Origin of the sequence: Kitasatospora sp. NPDC088548 (genome assembly GCF_044753005.1) — a bacterium.
Lineage (GTDB): Bacteria > Actinomycetota > Actinomycetes > Streptomycetales > Streptomycetaceae > Kitasatospora.
Map to the genome: position 1 here is coordinate 101,991 of NZ_JBIVMI010000003.1, position 15,056 is coordinate 117,046.

Genomic DNA, 15,056 nt, shown 5'->3' on the forward strand with positions numbered 1-15,056 from the left:
GGGGTCGGTCAGGTCAGTGCGTACGCCGCCCGCCGAGCCAGGTGCCCAGCACCGCGACCTCGGCCAGTTCGCCGGGCGCCACCTCGTACGGGTCGGCGGCCAGCTGCACCAGGTCGGCGCGCATACCGGGCCGCAGCACGCCCCAGTCGTCCTCCTCGAACGCCTGGTGCGCCACCCCGGCCGAGTACGCGGCGAGCGCCTCGGTGAGGCCGATCCGCTCCTCGGGGACCCAGCCGCCGTCCGGCAGGCCGTCCGGGGTCTGCCGGGTGACGGCGGTCGCGAGGCCCGCCAGCGGCTCGTACCGGGTGACCGGCCAGTCGCTGCCGAAGGAGACCCGGGCGCCGCTGCGCAGCAGGGCGGCGATCTGGTACTGACGGGCGCCGCGCTCGGGGCCGAGCCGGGGGAGGGTGAGCTGGGTCATCAGCGGGTCGGTCTGGGCCCAGAGCGGTTCGAAGTTGGCGATCACGCCGAGTTCGGCGAAGCGCGGCAGGTCTGCCGGGTCGACCAGCTGGACGTGGGCGATCACGGGGCGGCGGGCGCGGGGGCCGTTGCGGCGGGCGGTGGCCTCGACGGCGTCCAGGGCGATCCGGACGCCGTGGTCGCCGATGGCGTGGATGTGCGGCTGGAAGCCGAGCGCGTCCACGGCGGTGACGGCCTCGGCCAGTTCGTCGCCGGTCCAGTTGGCGACGCCGTGCGAGTGCGGGCAGTCGCTGTACGGCTCCAGCAGCGCGGCGGTGCCGGACTCGATGACGCCGTCGGCGAAGAACTTGATCGCCCGGGCGGTGAGCTGCCCGCCGCCCTCGGCCTCGATCCGGGCCCGGTCGGCGGCCAGGCCGGGCAGCCGCTCGCGCCAGCCGTCCGGCTCCAGCAGCAGGCCGAGCCCGGCCCGGACGGCCAGCGGGTGGCCGTCCCGGACGGCGGCGAGCCAGGTGTCGACCTGGGCGGGTTCGACCCAGGCGTCCTGGATCCAGGTGATGCCGGCGGAGGCGAGCGCCGTGGTGGTGTCGCGCAGGGCGGCGACCTGTTCGTCGAGCTCGGGCAGCGGGACGAGGGCGCGTACGGGGTTGAGCGCGCCGAACTCGCGCAGGGTGCCGAGCGGGCTGCCGTCGGGGCGGCGGACGATCTCGCCGTTGACGGGCTGGGGCGTGCGGGCGGTGTAGCCGGCCCGGCGCAGGGCCTCGCTGTTGGCCCAGCCGGTGTGGTGGTCCATGGTGCGCAGCAGCACCGGGCGGTCGGGGACGACGGCGTCGAGCAGCGCGGCGTCGAACAGGCCCCCCTCGGCGAGCCACGGGTCGAAGGCGTCGCCGGTGATCCACTCGGCCTCGGGGTGCTGCTCGGCCCAGAGCCGGACGGCCTCGACGACCTCCTCGAGGCTGGTGCAGTCGCGGACGGGTACGCCGCGCAGACCGATACCGCCGAGCAGCGGGTGGACGTGGCCGTCGCCCCAGGACGGCAGCAGCGCGCCGCCGGCCAGGTCGACGGTCTCGGTCCGTTCGCCGCGCAGGGCCAGGGCCTCCGCGCCGAGGGCGGTGATCCGGCCGGCGGTGACGGCCAGGGCGGTGGTGTGCGGGTTCGCGGGGTCGCCGGTGTGGATCCGGCCTCCGGTGAAGATCGTGTCGGCACGCATGCGGGGGTGCGTCCTCTCCCAGTGTGACCTGTCTAACCGAATGGGGTTCGGTTACCGTAGGCGCGTTGCCGCGAGCTGCGGAAGAGTTTTATTGAAAGTCATTCGGTTACATTTCGGTAACGATGATCTTGAGTGATGATCGTCCTGCCGGGCCGCGCGGACGGGCCGCGCGGACGAGTCGTGCGGACGGACGGACGGACGGTCCGGACGGGAAGCGGAAGCGAAGGGCGGGGACGCGCATGGCCAGGCCGCGCACACCACTGTTGGACCGGCAGCGCATCGTGGACGCCGCGCTGCGGCTGGTGGACGAGGCGGGCGATCTCACCATCCCGGCCCTCGCCGGGACGCTCAAGGTGAGCCCCTCGGCGCTCTACCACCACGTGGCCGGCCGGGCCGAGATCGTCGCCCTGATGCGCGCCGAACTCGTCCGCACCATCGGCGAGCAGTCCATGTGGGACCAGCCCTGGGACGACGCGCTGCGCACCTGGGCGCACGCCTACCGCGACGCCTTCGCCGAGCACCCCGGCATCATCCGGCTGCTCGCCACGGCCCCGCTCGCCGAATCGTTCATGCACGAGCTGTACGAGCGCGCCGTCACCACCCTGGAGGGCGCGGGCTTCGCGCCGCAGGACGTGATGAGCGTGATCACCGCGCTGGAGAGTTTCATCCTCGGCTCCGCGCTCGACCTGGTCGCCCCCGCCGTCATGGTCGACGCCGTCGAACGCGGCACCACCCCGCGCCTGGCCGCCGCCCTGGAGGCCGTTCCCACCGGCCGTCACCGCGCCGACCAGGCCTTCGAGCTGGGGCTCACCGCCCTGATCGCCGGCTACCGCGCGCTGCTGTCCGCGAGGTGCTGACCGTCCTGTCGCCCATGAACTCCTTCCTGGTCCGGACCTGCCCGCGCTCCCGCCGGTTCGGCTCGTCGTACCGGTCGTGGATGCGCGTCGCGCGCGGCTGAAGCTCTGCCGGTTCCATCCGCGGCCTCCTCTCGTTCGATTTCTGATCAGGTGTGATGACCTGCTAATGTTCTAATCGTCGAGAGGAAATGATCTCTCGGACAGGCGTCAGAGGTGCTACCGGAGCACGTCCTACTTTCAGTAGGAAGAGTCCGTTCGACCCGGGCCTGGCGCTCCACCCCAAGGCGGCCGTTCCTTCCCGGAACGGCCGCTTTGTCGTTTCCCGGGCGTTCGGACGCCCGGCGGCGGAATCCGGTTCCCGTGCCCGGGTACGGGGGTGGCCGGCCTTAGCGCATCGGGCGTTCGAAACCCTGTGGAGCGGCCGACAATCGGCCAAGGTCCCGATCCAGGTGGGCCGGTGGGCCGCTCTCCATCCTCCGGTTCGGCCAGCGGGTTCGTCGGGTCGTCACGCCTGACGTACCGTCATAGGTTGGCTGGAAGTGGTCGGTTGTGATGTGAATATGCCATTGGAATGTTCGTCATATGGAATCCGGCAGTAGCCTTCCGTGTCGAACCAGCCACCGGTCGTGGCAGTTCGGCCGGTGTCTGCCCAGCGTCTCCGGCTACCCCAGAACCCTCCGAAGGAGCCGGTGTGCCGGGTATCGACGAATGCCTGTCCGGGGCGATGGCGATCGCCGGTGCCCGCTCCGCGAGCCTGGTCGACTGGAGCAGCGGACTTGCCCTCGGCAGCCTCGGAATCAGCCCCACCGGAGAGCACGAGACCGCGGCGGCGGAGGCAACCGACTTGGTGCGGGCGGCTGTTGAGAGCCAGACCTTCACCGGGGCGGAGGACAAGCGTGCGCCGTTGCAGGACATCATCGTCACCGCGGGCCGTAGCTACCACCTCCTTTGCTTCATCGATACCGTCTTCGACAGCCGGCTCGTCCTGCACCTCTGGCTGGACCGCTCGGAGGGCAACCTCGCCGCGGCCCGGTATCGCCTCCAGGCGCTCGCCGAGGAGCTGGTGCTGGGGTGATGCGCCTGCTCGCGGCCCGGTCGGCCGGGTGTCCGGCATTCGCCGTCAGGATTCGGCCATCGCGTCAACTGTCCGACGACCGGAGGTGGTTGGCATGAACGCTACATCGTCGCCACTCGGCGCCGCGCCGGCGCGCCACCCGGCGGCCCGGGAGCCCCAGGGCGCCCCGGCTGTCCAGGAGGCCCCGGCCACTCCGGCCGACGCCGTCGAGCGACTGGCCGGGGAGAGGGCCACCGGCGCCCTGCGCGGCCCCGCCGGCACGGTCTACCTCGCCGCCGGCCAGGTGGTGCACGCCGAATCCGACCGTGCGCCCGACCTGGCCGCCCTGCTGACCGGCTGCGGCCGGATCACCCCCGAGGCCTGGCAGGAGATCCTCCGCGTCCACGGCCCGCGCTGCCGGGTCGGCGACGCCCTGGTCGAGCAGGGCCGGCTCACCCGCGGCGAGCTCGAGCTCTGTCACCTCGGGGCGCTCTACGACGCGGCCTTCTTCGTCCTCGATGCCACCGCCGGGCCCTGGCGCTTCGAACCGGGCGTGCGGCACTGGCTCGGCCCGGTGACGGCGGTCGGCGCCCACCGGCTGCGCCGCGAGGTCGAGCGCAGACGTCAGCTGCTGGAGCGCATCTGGCCCTGGCCGCAGCTCGACACCGAGCCGGTCCGCCCGTCCGAGGCGGGGATCCCCGAGAGCCGCGAGGCGTGTGCCGGACCAGGTGCCCGAGGCCGGTACCGCCGCTCGCCCAGCCGCCGCCAGCGCGAACTGCTCGACCACGCGGACGGCCGAAGGACCCCGGGGGAGCTGGCCCGGCTGCTCGGTCACTCGGCCTTCGCCACCACGGCCGACGTCCGCCGCCTCGCCGCCGCCGGACTGCTCGCCACGCCCGGCTGCGGCACCCCGGGGCGCGGCGGTCCCCGCCACGCCGCCCCGTCCGGCGGCACCACCCCCGACCGGAGCCCTGCCGACCGGAGTTCCTCCGACCGGAGCCCTGCCGACCGTGCCGCCCCCGGCCGCACCGCCGGCGGGCTCCACCGCCGCGTCCCCGGGGCCACACTGACCGGGCCGGCCCAGGCCGGGCCCGTCCGGGCGGCCCACCCACCGACCACGGCAGCGGCCCACCCGCTGACCGCCCCCGACCCGGACATCGCGCTGCTGACCCGGGTCCTGACCCTTCTGGAGGCCCGACTTTGAACCACTCTCCGCCCGCGACCCCGCCCTCGCGGTCATGAGGCGGGCGCTCAAGCAGCGTGTCGGAAGGAGACAACTGATCGCCTTGGAGACCGAGTTGCTGGCCGAGCTCCGCGCCCTCAGGCATCGGGTCCCGCACCTCGCGGGCGGCCTGGTGGCCAGCGTGGACGGCCTGCTGGTCGCGCACGACACCCACGGCACCGAGCCCTCGGGCCTGGCGGCCATGACGGCCGCCTCCCTCGGACTGGCGCAGCGGCTAGCCGACACCACCGGACAGGGGGAGTTCCGGGAGTCGCTGGTCCGCGGTGAGAACGGCTACGTCGCCACCTACACGGCGGGCGGCAGCTGCGTGCTCACCCTGCTGGCGCACCCGGACGTGAACGTCGGCCGACTGCACCTGGAGGCCCGTCGCTCCGCCCAGCGCGTCGCCGCGCTCCTCAGCGACACCCTCGCGCCCAAGGACCCCAAGGAGGTGGGCTGACCGCGCCCGCCCCATCCGAAACACCAGCACCAGCACCAGTACCAGCACCCACCGAACGAACTGGAGTGACCGACATGACGGACGCAGCAGGCGCGCTCAAGCAGGCCATGACCGTGATCGAGGGCGCCATCGGCGCCGCGCTCGTGGACTACAACAGCGGTATGGCGCTCGCCACGCTCGACGGCCCCGGCGGCATCGACCTCAACGTGGCCGCGGCCGGGAACACCGACGTGGTCCGGGCCAAGATGCGCACCATGGACATGCTGGGCCTGCAGGACGGCATCGACGACATCCTCATCACACTGAGCAGCCAGTACCACCTGATCCGACCGCTCACCGGCCGGGGCGGCAAGGGCCTCTTCCTCTACCTCGCGCTGGACAAGAGCCGCGCCAACCTGGCCATGGCCCGTCACCAACTGACCAGGATCGAGGCGGACCTGGAGGTCTGACGGCGCTCGCCCGGCGGCGTACGGACCCCGCACCGCCCGGCGCGGGGTCCCGCCGGGGCTGCCGCCGTGCCGGCCCGCACCCGGATCACCCGGTGGTGAACCACCGCCCGGGTCGCTGCAGTTCGGGCTCCGCCCACGCCACCTCGCCACCCGGCAGACCGGAGCAGACCGTGCCACCGGGGGTGAACACGCTCCACGGTGCCACCAGCGCGTGCGGCGGAACGGACAGCTCGCCACCCCCGTCGAAGGCCAGCTCCAGCCCGCCCGCCATCGTCACCCGGGCGGCGCCGACGGACCGGCCCACCAGCCCGAGCAGCGGGCCGGACGGCCGGACGGTCAGCGCCGGGTAGAAGCGCTCCACCCCGGACGGCACGGCGAACCTGAACTCGTGCGTCACCCGGACCGTCACCGCCCCGGCGAGCGTGATGTCGAGCCGGGCGCCGCCAGTGACGGACTCCACCCGGCGACCGGCCAGCACACTCCCGATCCCGTTCGTCATGCCCCCAGTGTGGCCCACCGGGGACCGCGGGGCCCGGTCAGTCCGCCGGCCGCCCCCGGACCAGCTCGGCCGGCCCGCCGGTCCTGGCGCGGGCGGCGAGGGCGGCCTCCGTCCGGGCCCAGGAGGAGTCGGAGAGCAGCGCCCGGGCCTCCGCCGGAGCGCAGAGCCGCCACTCCGCCAACTCGTCCTCGGCCAGGGCGATCGAGGCGAGCCGGTCCTCCGCCACCGTGCCCCCGTCGAAGAGGTACACCAGCACGGCCGTGTCCCGCCCGCTCGCCGGGGCCGCCGCGTGCCCGGGCAGCCAGTCCACGGCCAGCAGCCGGCCCGGCTCGCGGTCCCAGCCCAGCTCCTCGCGGACCTCGCGCCGGGCCGCCGCCCGGGGCAGTTCGCGGTCCGCCTCGATACCGCCGCCCGGCAGCACCCAGTACGGCACCTCGCCCCCGGTCCCCGGCCAGGGCCTGAGCCGCACCAGCAGGACGCGCCCGGACCGGTCGGTGAACACCGTCCGCGCCTTCGCCCGGATCCGGGGCCGGGTGGCGATGTAGGTGTCCCGGTCCAGCGGGGGCACGGGTTCGGCCGCCGGACGGACCGCGGCCAGGGCGGCCGCCCCGGTGAGGGGCAGCCCCGCCAGCCGGGTGTACTCGGGCGGCGGTTCGACCGTCAGGTGGTCGAGGGTGTGCCCGGCCGGCAGGCTGTCCTCCAGCTCCAGCGGACCGGCCGAGCGAGGGGCCCGCAGACAGGCCGTGACCCGCCGGGAGAGCCGGGGCGGCAGCGCGTGGCCGGCCTGCTCCGGCGTCAGCCAGACCCAGCCGCCGACCTCGGCCGGGTCCGGAGTGATCGCGGCGAGCTGCGCCGGGGTGAGCGGATCGGCCCAGTACAGGTACGCCGCGATCGGCGGGCGGAAGTGGTCCAGCGTCCAGTCCACGCAGGCCAGCGGCCCCAGCCCGGGCGTGAACCCCAGCTCCTCCTCGATCTCCCGGACGGCCGTCCGGCGCGGCGACAGGTCCTGCGGTTCCCAGCCCCCGCCGGGGACGGCCACCGGATGCTCCCGGTCGTACGGCAGCCGCACCACCAGCACCCGACCCTGTTCGTCCGGGAACAGCACCCCGGCCGCGGCCAGCAACTCGCGCCCGGCGCGCCCGTCCTGACCCGGTGCACCCTGATCGCCCGCAGGCGGTGAGACCACCAACGCAACTCCCTCCGCCGGACCGGGCGCACGCCCGACCGTTCCCCGCAACGACACTGACTTCTACCCCGGCGGTTCCCCGCCGTCACCCGACCCGCCGCCGGGCGCGGAGTCACCCCGGCGGCGCACCGTCGCCCGGCGGGGCGCGTCACCCCAGCGAGGCGAGCGCCGCGGCCGCCGCCCGGGCCATCTGCTCGTCGTACCGGCCGGTGGTGCCCCGCAGCCGGGCGACGCTCTCCACCGTGGCGAGGGCGAGCAGCCCGGGGAGGAGGTCGGTGCTGCGGGCGGCGACCCAGCGGGTGCCCCGGGTGGTCATCCACCACAGGTCGGCGGCCCGGCCGGGCGGGGGTCCGGCAGGGCCGGGGGCGGGTGCGGGGCCGAGCGGACGCCCGGCCGAGCCGAGCAGCTCGTGGAAGTGCCGGGCGATCAGCCGGTGCCCCTCGGCGCTGGGGTGCAGCCGGTCCACGCTCAGCAGGTGCCGCTGCGCCGACCAGGGCAGTTCGGCGAGGTGCAGGTGTACGGTCCGATGGCGCGCGGAGAGGGCGTGCACCACCGTGTTCACGGCGTGCATCCGTCGTGCCAGCGGGCGGGCCAGCGGCTGCGGAAGCCGTAGCAGGGTGCCCGGGTCGGGCAGACAGGCGGTGAGCAACCGTGCTCCGCTGCCGGACAGTTCGCCGAGCACCGCGTCCAACTCCCGGGCCGTGCGCCGGATGTCGAACCCGGCCCGCAGCGTGTCGTTGCCCCCGACCACCACGGCGGCCAGCTGCGGGCGCAGCGCGAGCGCGGCCGGCAGCTGCTCGGCCGCCAGGTCGACGGCCAGGGCGCCGCTGCGCGCGAGGTTGGTGAACTCGACGCCCACCTCCGCCGGGGCCAACGACCGGGCCAGGACCGCCGCCCAGCCACGCCACCCGTCGGCGACCGGGTCGCCGACCCCCTCCGTGAGCGAGTCCCCGAGCGCCACGAACCGTACGGGGCCGCCGACCCGCCGGGCGCCGGCCGGGGCCCCGCGCCGGCCGGCCCCCAGCGCCGCCGGTCCGCCCGCGTTCACCGGGCGTCCCCGGCGGAGCGGCGGACCGGCTGGTCCGCCTCCCGGCCCGCGTCCTCGCTCGGCAGCCCCACCGGCGCCCCGCCCCCGTCGGGGTTCCCGTTCATGTTCGTGTCCGCGTTTCTGTCCGCGCCGGCGCTCGGGTCCCCTGTCCGCGCCCCGTGCGCGGCGAGGAACGCCGCCACCGCGGCCGGCCAGCCGAACCGCTCGGCCCGGGCCCGGGCGGCGGCCCGCCGGGCGTCCGGCGGGCGGGACAACAGCTCCCGGACCGCCTCGGCGAAACCCTCGCCGCTGTCGTCCGCCACCGCCCCGGCCGGCCCGACCAGCCCGGGGAGCGCCGACGAGCGGCTGACGGCCACCGGTGTGCCGCAGGCCAGGGCCTCCATCGCGGCCAGCCCGAAGGTCTCCACCGGCCCGGGGGCGAGCACCACATCGGCGCAGCCCAGCAACCGGGCCAGCGCGGCACGCCCCGCCACGTGCCCGAGGAAGCGCACGGGCAGTCCCAGCCGGGCGGCACGGGCGGCCAGCCCCGTCCGGAGCGGTCCTGTCCCGGCCACCACCAGGACGGCCGGCAGGCCGCGCGAGCGCAGCGCGGAGAGGGCCTCGACGGCACGCTCGGGACGCTTCTCCGTCGAGAGCCGGGAGCAGAGCACCAGCAGCACCTGCGCCGGCTCCGCGTACCGCGCCCGCTCGTACGCCCGCTCGTCGGCCGCGAGGGGGCGCAGGGCGGTCAGGTCCACTCCGAGCGGTGCGCGTGCCAGGTTTCGGACGCCGAGGCGGTGGAACTCGGCGGCCGCCCAGTCCGTGGTGCAGACCACGGTGTCGTACGCCCGCGCGGTGCGGCCGTTGAGCCGGTCCGCGGCGGCGTCGGCGACCGGGCCGGGCAGGCCCCAGCTGCGGAGCAGCCCGGCGGCGCTCTCGTGCGACACCATCACCGAGCGGACGCCGTGCCGCCGTGCCCAGGCGCCCGTCCAGCGCAGCGTGGTGCGGTCCGAGACCTCCAGCCGGTCGGGCGCCAGCCGGGTCAGTTCGTGGGTCACCGCCCGCCGGTCGGTGAGCACCCGGTAGCCGCCGCTGCCGGGCAGCACCGGCCCGGGCAGGGTGACCACCAGGCCCTGCCCGGTCTCCTCCTCCGACCGCGTCGCGCCGGGCACGACCAGTACCGGCCGGTGCCCGGCGGCCCGGTACCCGGCGCCGAGGTGCCGCAGCGCCGTCCGCAGCCCGCCCGAGACCGGGGTGACGAAGTTGGCGATCCTGACGATCCGCAGTGCGTCCCCGGTCATGCCGACAGCCCCTCCGTCACCACCGCCGAAGCCACCGCGGGTGCAGCCACCGGCGCGGGCGGGTCCGCGGCGAGCGACGGCCCCTCCGCCGGTCCGCCCCCGTGCTCCGCCAGCACCTCCGCGTAGTGCCGCAGCAGCAGATCGCCGACCGCCTCCCAGGTGCGGGCCGTCACCTCCGCCCGTCCGGCGCGCCCGTAGGCGGCCCGCAGCGCGTTGTCCCCGGCCAGCGTCGCGACCGCCCGAGCGACGGCCTCGCCGTCCCGGGGTGGCACCAGCAGGCCGGTCCGCCGGTGCGCGACCAGGTCCAGCGGACCGCCGGCGGCCGGACCGACCACCGGGACGCCGCTGGCCATCGCCTCCTGGATGGTCTGACAGAAGGTCTCCAGCGGGCCGGTGTGCACGAACACGTCCAAGGTGGCGAAGCAGCGGGCGAGTTCGTCCCCGGTACGGCGGCCGAGGAAGACCGCGCCGGGTAGCGCGGCCTTCAGCCCGGGCGCCGACGGCCCGTCGCCGATCACCACGACCCGCACCCCGGGCAGCGCCGAGGCGGCCGCCAGCAGGTCGACCCGCTTCTCCGGCGCGAGCCGCCCGACGTACCCGACCAGCACCTCCCCGCCGGGGGCCAGCGCCCGGTGCAGTGCCTCGTCACGGTGACGCGGGTGGAAGCGGACCGAGTCCACCCCGCGCGGCCACAGCTGGACCCTCGGCACCCCGTGCGCGGTGAGGTCCTGCGCGGCCGGGGTGGACGGCGCGAGAGTACGCGCGGCGGCGCGGTGGACGGCCCGGATCCGGTGCCAGGCGGCGGCCTCACCGAGACCGCGCCCGGCCCGGTAGGCGTGCGCGTACCCGGCGAGATCGGTCTGGTACACGGCGACGGCCGGGACACCGAGCCGGGCGGCGGCCTGCACACCGCGCGCGCCGAGCACGAACGGGCTGGCCAGGTGCACCAGATCGGGCCGGTGCCCGGCGATGGCGGCACCCAGCCGGCGGCTGGGCAGGGCGATCCTGACCTGCGGATAACCGGGCAGCGGGACGGACGGGATCCGGACCACCGGCAGCTCGGCCGCCCCGGGACCGGCCCCGAAGGTGTGCGGCGGGCAGTCGGCGCCGTGCGCGGGAGCCGGGGTGATGACGAGCGGCTGGTGACCCCGGCGGACCAGATGCTCGGCCGTCCGCAGCACGCTGTGGGCGACTCCGTTGACCTCGGGCGGGAAGGATTCGGTGACGATGACGACGCGCATGCCAGTGTTCTGTCCGGGCCCGGCGTGCACGCGGCCAAAGGGATCTGTCGCGCAAACGAACGCGGGTCGGCGATTTGCACCACCGACCCGCCGTCCTGCCTGCGACAGGGCCGCTCGGAGCCTCAGGCCGGACCGGCCGCCGTCTCCTTGAGCTCCGCGTAGGGCGCGAGCTTCCTGATCGACTCGATGCTCCTGATGCAGTCGTCCCGGTTCTCGTACGGGTCGCCCGTCACCACGACGGACCCGTTGCTCGCCTTGAGCCGGAACCGGTGCATGCCGCTCTCATCGGTGTAAAGTTCGAACTTTCCTGCCATGGCAGTTGATACCTCTCGTGCGGGTGGCCCCCTCGAACGGCACCGTAGGTCCAAATCCCTTTCACCGCACGCCAGATGAGCCATCCGGGTCACCGAACACCGATCGGCCGCGCCGGACCCGAAGCCGCCGGAGGCCCCTCCCCGGGGCTGCGGCCGCAGCCCTGCCCACCCGAGCGCCCCAGGGTGGAGAAAGGTGGCGACCGACACGGCGCCGGTCACCACCTTCGGCAGCCTCCGCGGCCCGGGCGGGAATCGGCTGCCCCCGATTCCCGCCGGTCTTCTTCGCACGGACGCTGCATATCGCCGCGAGCTCCGGGCTGGTGGGCGGATCCGTCGCCGCAGGCGTCGGCCGGGTTGCGGCCTGCTGGTTGGTCGTGCACTGGCGCTCGACCAGACCGACTTCGCTCCAGGGCCGGGCACAGCTTCGCTCGGCGTGGTCCTCGAAAGCCATGAAGTGCCCCAGATCGGATAGCGCGTGGTCGGCGTGGGCGTCGACGAACCGGCCGACGAGTTGCGGTGTCCACATCATGACCTTGGCCGGACGAAGAACTCCATGGCAGAGGTGGCTAGGAGCAACCCCCGCGAGCGCGGGGCCGACCCAAGGTCCACCAGCCGGGTACCACGAACGCGGGAGCAACCCCCGCGAGCGCGGGGCCGACACTTGCTGACCTGGGGCGTTGTGGACTACAGGGCCGCGATTGAGTTAGTTGGTTCGCGCTTCGGTCGCGCTGGAACAGGATGGCTCATTACCAGGTCTCCCCGCCCGCTTGGTGGGTTGTCAGTGCAGTGCCCTACGCTGCCGAAGCCTACGGGATGGGAGGCAGGGCATGACCGGTGATAGCCGCTGGCGTGGGATCCCGCCTGAAGTCGTGGGCTGGCTGGGGGCGTTGTGGGGCAAGTCCGCCGGGAGGGCGGGCGGGGAGACCAACCTTCTGCTCTCCCACATGCTGGACACCACGGCCGTGGCGGAGATCATCTGGGACAACTACCTTCCACCAGTGACCCGTTGGCGCCTGGAAGCCCTGGCGGGTGGTCGGGACAAGGGGCGGCGGTTCTTCGTCTGGCTCTGTGGAATCCACGACTGCGGGAAAGCGACTCCCGCGTTCCAGCACGTCGACGCCGCCGGCGCTGCCACGGTACGGAAGGCGGGGCTGTCGTGGAACAAGTACGCGGTGGCCGGGAAGTCCTGGCGGCACGACAAGGCGGGCGGCCGCATCCTGCGGGGCCTGCTCGCGGAGGCGAAGTGGCCCCAGGAGCACGTCGACTGGGTCTGGCCGCTGGTGGCGGGCCACCACGGCTCGTTCCCTGGTCTGGGGCAGCTGACTCCGCCCAAGCGTAACGAGGAGTTGCAGGGGAAAACCCCGGCGTGGCGGCGGGCGCAGTCGGCGCTGGTCGAGGTGTTCTCCCGGGAGCTGGGTTTCGCCGGTGAGCCGGTGCTCGGCGGGGTGCAACCGATCGATGTGCCGTCTCGCGCCGTGCAGTTGCAGCTGTCCGGGTTCGTGGTGATGGCGGACTGGATCGCCAGCGACGAGCGGCACTTCAAGGGCATCTCCGACCTGTCCCGCGTCACGATGGCCGGCGCGCGCAAGCGGGCGGCCGCTGCCTGGTCGAAGCTGGGGCTGCGCGGTGGCTGGGGTTCGCTGGCGGTGCCCGGACCCGAGACCTTCCAGGACCGCTTCGGCCACGGACCCAGGCAGTCACAGGAACTGGTACTGGACGTGGTGCGCCGCATGGAGGGCCCGGGCCTGGTGATCGTCGAGGCGCCGATGGGGGAGGGGAAGACGAAGGCCGCTCTGGCGGCGGCCGAGTTGATGGCGGCGCGCCACGGCGCGGACGGCGTCTTTCTGGGCATGCCGACCCAGGCGACCGCAGATCCCATGTTCACCCAGGTCCGGTCGTGGCTGAGGGAGATCGAAGAGGGGCTGGAGGACCAGGTTGCCCTGCTGCACGGCAAGAGGATGTTCAACAAGGAGTGGCGCCGGCTCCTCGACGACGCGGGGGAGTGGGGGCAGGACGCCGACGCCTGCTACTCCTCGGTGGGTGAGGACGAGTACGGCCTGCCCTCCTCGTTCGGCGAGACCGCACGGGGCCCGGAGCGCCGAGCCCCCGCCGAGTGGTTCCTCGGGCGCCGCCGCGGGCTGCTGAGCCCCTTCGCCGTCGGCACCATCGACCAGCTCCTGTACGCCGCGACCCGCACGAAGCATGTGATGCTGCGCATGGCCGGCCTGGTCGGCAAGGTGGTCATCCTCGACGAGGTGCACGCCGCCGACGTCTACATGTCTCAGTTCCTCCTGGAAGGCCTGTGGTGGCTCGGGCAGGCAGGTGTCCCCGTGCTGCTGCTCTCGGCCACGTTGCCGCCGGACCAGCGGCGCACTCTGGTCACCGCTTACCTGGCAGGCGCGCAGTCGGCCGAGGCCCCGGCGGCGGTCGAACTGCCTGAACTGGTGGGCTACCCGAGCGTCACGGCGGCCTGGCTGGACCAGGACGGGCCGAAGTTGCTGGTGGACAGTACGAAGTCCTGGCGCGAGGACCTGCCGGTGCGTGTCGAGGTAATCGACGAGCCGGCCGCCGACTCGGGCTCCCCGGTCGAGCAGGCGGGCACGAGTGCGGCTGATGCCGCCGTGGTCGACCACCTGAAGGAGCGGCTTGCCGGGGGCGGGCGCGTTCTGGTCATCCGCAACACTGTCGCCCGCGCCCAGGCCACCTTCGAGGCCCTCCGGAAGGAGTTCGGCACCAAGGAGCTGCGGTTGTTGCACGGTCGACTGCACGCCGGGCACCGGGCGGACCGAACGCAGGGCGCCCTGCGCGTGCTCGGGCCGCCCGGCGCGGGGACGGAGCGTACGGGCAGGCTGATCCTCGTCGCCACCCAACTCGCTGAGCAGTCCTTCGACGTCGACGCGGACCTGCTGATCACCGATCTCGCACCGATCGACCTGCTCCTGCAACGCATCGGACGCCTCCACCGCCACGACGGGGTGAAGCGACCGGCCCTGCTGGCGCAGCCCACCGTCCTCATTACCGGCACCCGTCTCTCGGGGGACGGCCCACCGTGGATCCTGCCGGCCACCGAGAAGATCTACGGACGGTACCTCCTGCTGCGCACGGCAGCCGAGGTGACGAAGGCCGACGGAGGAGTGTGGAGCGTCCCCGGACAGGTGCCGGAGCTGGTGGCACGGGTCTACGGCACCGGCCCGGTCGTCCCCGCCGAGTGGGCGGATGCCGAGGCACAGGCCCGGCAGGACTGGGAGGAACGGCAGGAACAGCGTCGGGCGGAAGCTGCGAAGTACCTGCTCACCCGGGCCGGCGAACACGGGGAGCCGACGCTGGCCGGGCTGCACTACGGGGGCCACGGCACCCTGGCCGAAGGGCAGTTCGAGGCCCTGGTGCGGGACGGCGACCGCAGCGCCGAGGTGGTCCTGGTCCGCCGGGACGACAAGGGTGTGTACGCGATGACCGGCCGGAAGCTGGGGCCCGGCGGCGAGGTGGCCGCCGAGGTGGTGGACGACGTCCTCGCGGGGACCGTGCGGCTGCCCGTCTCCCTGACGTCCCTGGCAGAGCAGGAGCTCGGACCGCTGCCGGGCTGGCGCGACCACCCATGGCTCCGTTACAGCCTGGCGCTCGAACTCGACGAGCGCGGCGAGGCCGTCCTGGGCGACTACCGCCTGCGCTACGACGATCTGCTCGGACTCGTGGTGAGCGGCGGACGCCGGTTCGGATGAGGGTGGGCCGGTACACGCCCGGCCCACCCCCAACCCCGCGAACGCGGGGCCGACTTGCGGCCCACAAGGGCTCGTAAACACGGCCACGGGCCATCCCTGC

At 74.2% G+C, this 15,056-nt stretch carries 13 protein-coding genes; 6 read left to right on the forward strand and 7 right to left on the reverse strand.

What is annotated here, in order from left to right; translation table 11 throughout:
- Nucleotides 1-13: 13 nt before the first annotated feature.
- Complete coding sequence (locus ACIP82_RS05935; RefSeq protein WP_400651316.1) at nucleotides 14-1,627, reverse strand: amidohydrolase; 1,614 nt, start codon at nucleotides 1,625-1,627, stop codon at nucleotides 14-16.
- 239 nt (nucleotides 1,628-1,866) lie between these two features.
- On the opposite strand from ACIP82_RS05935, the gene ACIP82_RS05940 reads away from it, so the two are divergent.
- The 5 genes from ACIP82_RS05940 (at nucleotide 1,867) to ACIP82_RS05960 (ending at nucleotide 5,669) form a co-directional block, all read left to right on the forward strand.
- Complete coding sequence (locus tag ACIP82_RS05940) at nucleotides 1,867-2,484, forward strand: TetR/AcrR family transcriptional regulator C-terminal domain-containing protein (RefSeq protein ID WP_363613815.1); 618 nt, start codon at nucleotides 1,867-1,869, stop codon at nucleotides 2,482-2,484.
- Between the two features lie 691 nt (nucleotides 2,485-3,175).
- Complete coding sequence (locus ACIP82_RS05945; RefSeq protein WP_363613817.1) at nucleotides 3,176-3,559, forward strand: hypothetical protein; 384 nt, start codon at nucleotides 3,176-3,178, stop codon at nucleotides 3,557-3,559.
- A gap of 94 nt (nucleotides 3,560-3,653) precedes the next feature.
- On the forward strand, nucleotides 3,654-4,742 hold the full coding sequence (locus ACIP82_RS05950) for a DUF4388 domain-containing protein (protein WP_400651319.1): 1,089 nt from the start codon (nucleotides 3,654-3,656) through the stop codon (nucleotides 4,740-4,742).
- Nucleotides 4,743-4,824: 82 nt separating this feature from the next.
- Entirely contained in the window at nucleotides 4,825-5,220 is a 396-nt protein-coding gene (locus ACIP82_RS05955) for a roadblock/LC7 domain-containing protein (RefSeq protein ID WP_400651322.1), read from the forward strand.
- A 74-nt stretch (nucleotides 5,221-5,294) separates the two neighbouring features.
- Nucleotides 5,295-5,669, forward strand: a complete 375-nt coding sequence (locus tag ACIP82_RS05960) for a hypothetical protein (RefSeq protein ID WP_363613823.1) — start codon at nucleotides 5,295-5,297, stop codon at nucleotides 5,667-5,669.
- 85 nt (nucleotides 5,670-5,754) lie between these two features.
- Here the strand turns inward: ACIP82_RS05960 and ACIP82_RS05965 are convergent, their stop codons facing one another.
- The 6 genes from ACIP82_RS05965 to ACIP82_RS05990 all read right to left on the reverse strand — a co-directional run bounded on the left by ACIP82_RS05965 (nucleotide 5,755) and on the right by ACIP82_RS05990 (nucleotide 11,237).
- Entirely contained in the window at nucleotides 5,755-6,168 is a 414-nt protein-coding gene (locus ACIP82_RS05965) for a DUF6188 family protein (RefSeq protein WP_400651325.1), read from the reverse strand.
- Nucleotides 6,169-6,205: 37 nt separating this feature from the next.
- Nucleotides 6,206-7,354, reverse strand: a complete 1,149-nt coding sequence (locus ACIP82_RS05970; RefSeq protein WP_400651327.1) for an NUDIX hydrolase — start codon at nucleotides 7,352-7,354, stop codon at nucleotides 6,206-6,208.
- Between the two features lie 148 nt (nucleotides 7,355-7,502).
- Nucleotides 7,503-8,402 (reverse strand): SGNH/GDSL hydrolase family protein, encoded by a 900-nt coding sequence (locus ACIP82_RS05975; protein WP_400651329.1) that lies wholly within the window; start codon nucleotides 8,400-8,402, stop codon nucleotides 7,503-7,505.
- Nucleotides 8,399-9,682: a glycosyltransferase gene (locus ACIP82_RS05980; RefSeq protein WP_400651332.1), complete on the reverse strand. Its 1,284-nt coding sequence runs from the start codon at nucleotides 9,680-9,682 to the stop codon at nucleotides 8,399-8,401. The genes ACIP82_RS05975 and ACIP82_RS05980 overlap by 4 nt, the downstream gene beginning before the upstream one ends.
- Nucleotides 9,679-10,923, reverse strand: a complete 1,245-nt coding sequence (locus ACIP82_RS05985; protein WP_400651334.1) for a glycosyltransferase family 4 protein — start codon at nucleotides 10,921-10,923, stop codon at nucleotides 9,679-9,681. The genes ACIP82_RS05980 and ACIP82_RS05985 overlap by 4 nt, the downstream gene beginning before the upstream one ends.
- A gap of 122 nt (nucleotides 10,924-11,045) precedes the next feature.
- Nucleotides 11,046-11,237, reverse strand: coding sequence for a YegP family protein (locus tag ACIP82_RS05990; RefSeq protein WP_400651337.1), 192 nt, complete (start codon nucleotides 11,235-11,237; stop codon nucleotides 11,046-11,048).
- Between the two features lie 827 nt (nucleotides 11,238-12,064).
- Between ACIP82_RS05990 and cas3 the strand changes: the two genes are divergently transcribed.
- Nucleotides 12,065-14,956, forward strand: coding sequence for a CRISPR-associated helicase Cas3' (gene cas3 / locus ACIP82_RS05995; protein ID WP_400651339.1), 2,892 nt, complete (start codon nucleotides 12,065-12,067; stop codon nucleotides 14,954-14,956).
- Nucleotides 14,957-15,056 lie beyond the last annotated feature (100 nt).

Bases quoted from the DNA above. Each gene is read 5' to 3' on its own strand.
- ACIP82_RS05935 (WP_400651316.1), bottom strand. From the start codon at position 1,627: ATGCGTGCCGACACGATCTTCACCGGAGGCCGGATCCACACCGGCGAC.
- ACIP82_RS05940 (WP_363613815.1), top strand. From the start codon at position 1,867: ATGGCCAGGCCGCGCACACCACTGTTGGACCGGCAGCGCATCGTGGAC.
- ACIP82_RS05950 (WP_400651319.1), top strand. From the start codon at position 3,654: ATGAACGCTACATCGTCGCCACTCGGCGCCGCGCCGGCGCGCCACCCG.
- ACIP82_RS05960 (WP_363613823.1), top strand. From the start codon at position 5,295: ATGACGGACGCAGCAGGCGCGCTCAAGCAGGCCATGACCGTGATCGAG.
- ACIP82_RS05965 (WP_400651325.1), bottom strand. From the start codon at position 6,168: ATGACGAACGGGATCGGGAGTGTGCTGGCCGGTCGCCGGGTGGAGTCC.
- ACIP82_RS05980 (WP_400651332.1), bottom strand. From the start codon at position 9,682: ATGACCGGGGACGCACTGCGGATCGTCAGGATCGCCAACTTCGTCACC.
- ACIP82_RS05985 (WP_400651334.1), bottom strand. From the start codon at position 10,923: ATGCGCGTCGTCATCGTCACCGAATCCTTCCCGCCCGAGGTCAACGGA.
- ACIP82_RS05990 (WP_400651337.1), bottom strand. From the start codon at position 11,237: ATGGCAGGAAAGTTCGAACTTTACACCGATGAGAGCGGCATGCACCGG.
- cas3 (WP_400651339.1), top strand. From the start codon at position 12,065: ATGACCGGTGATAGCCGCTGGCGTGGGATCCCGCCTGAAGTCGTGGGC.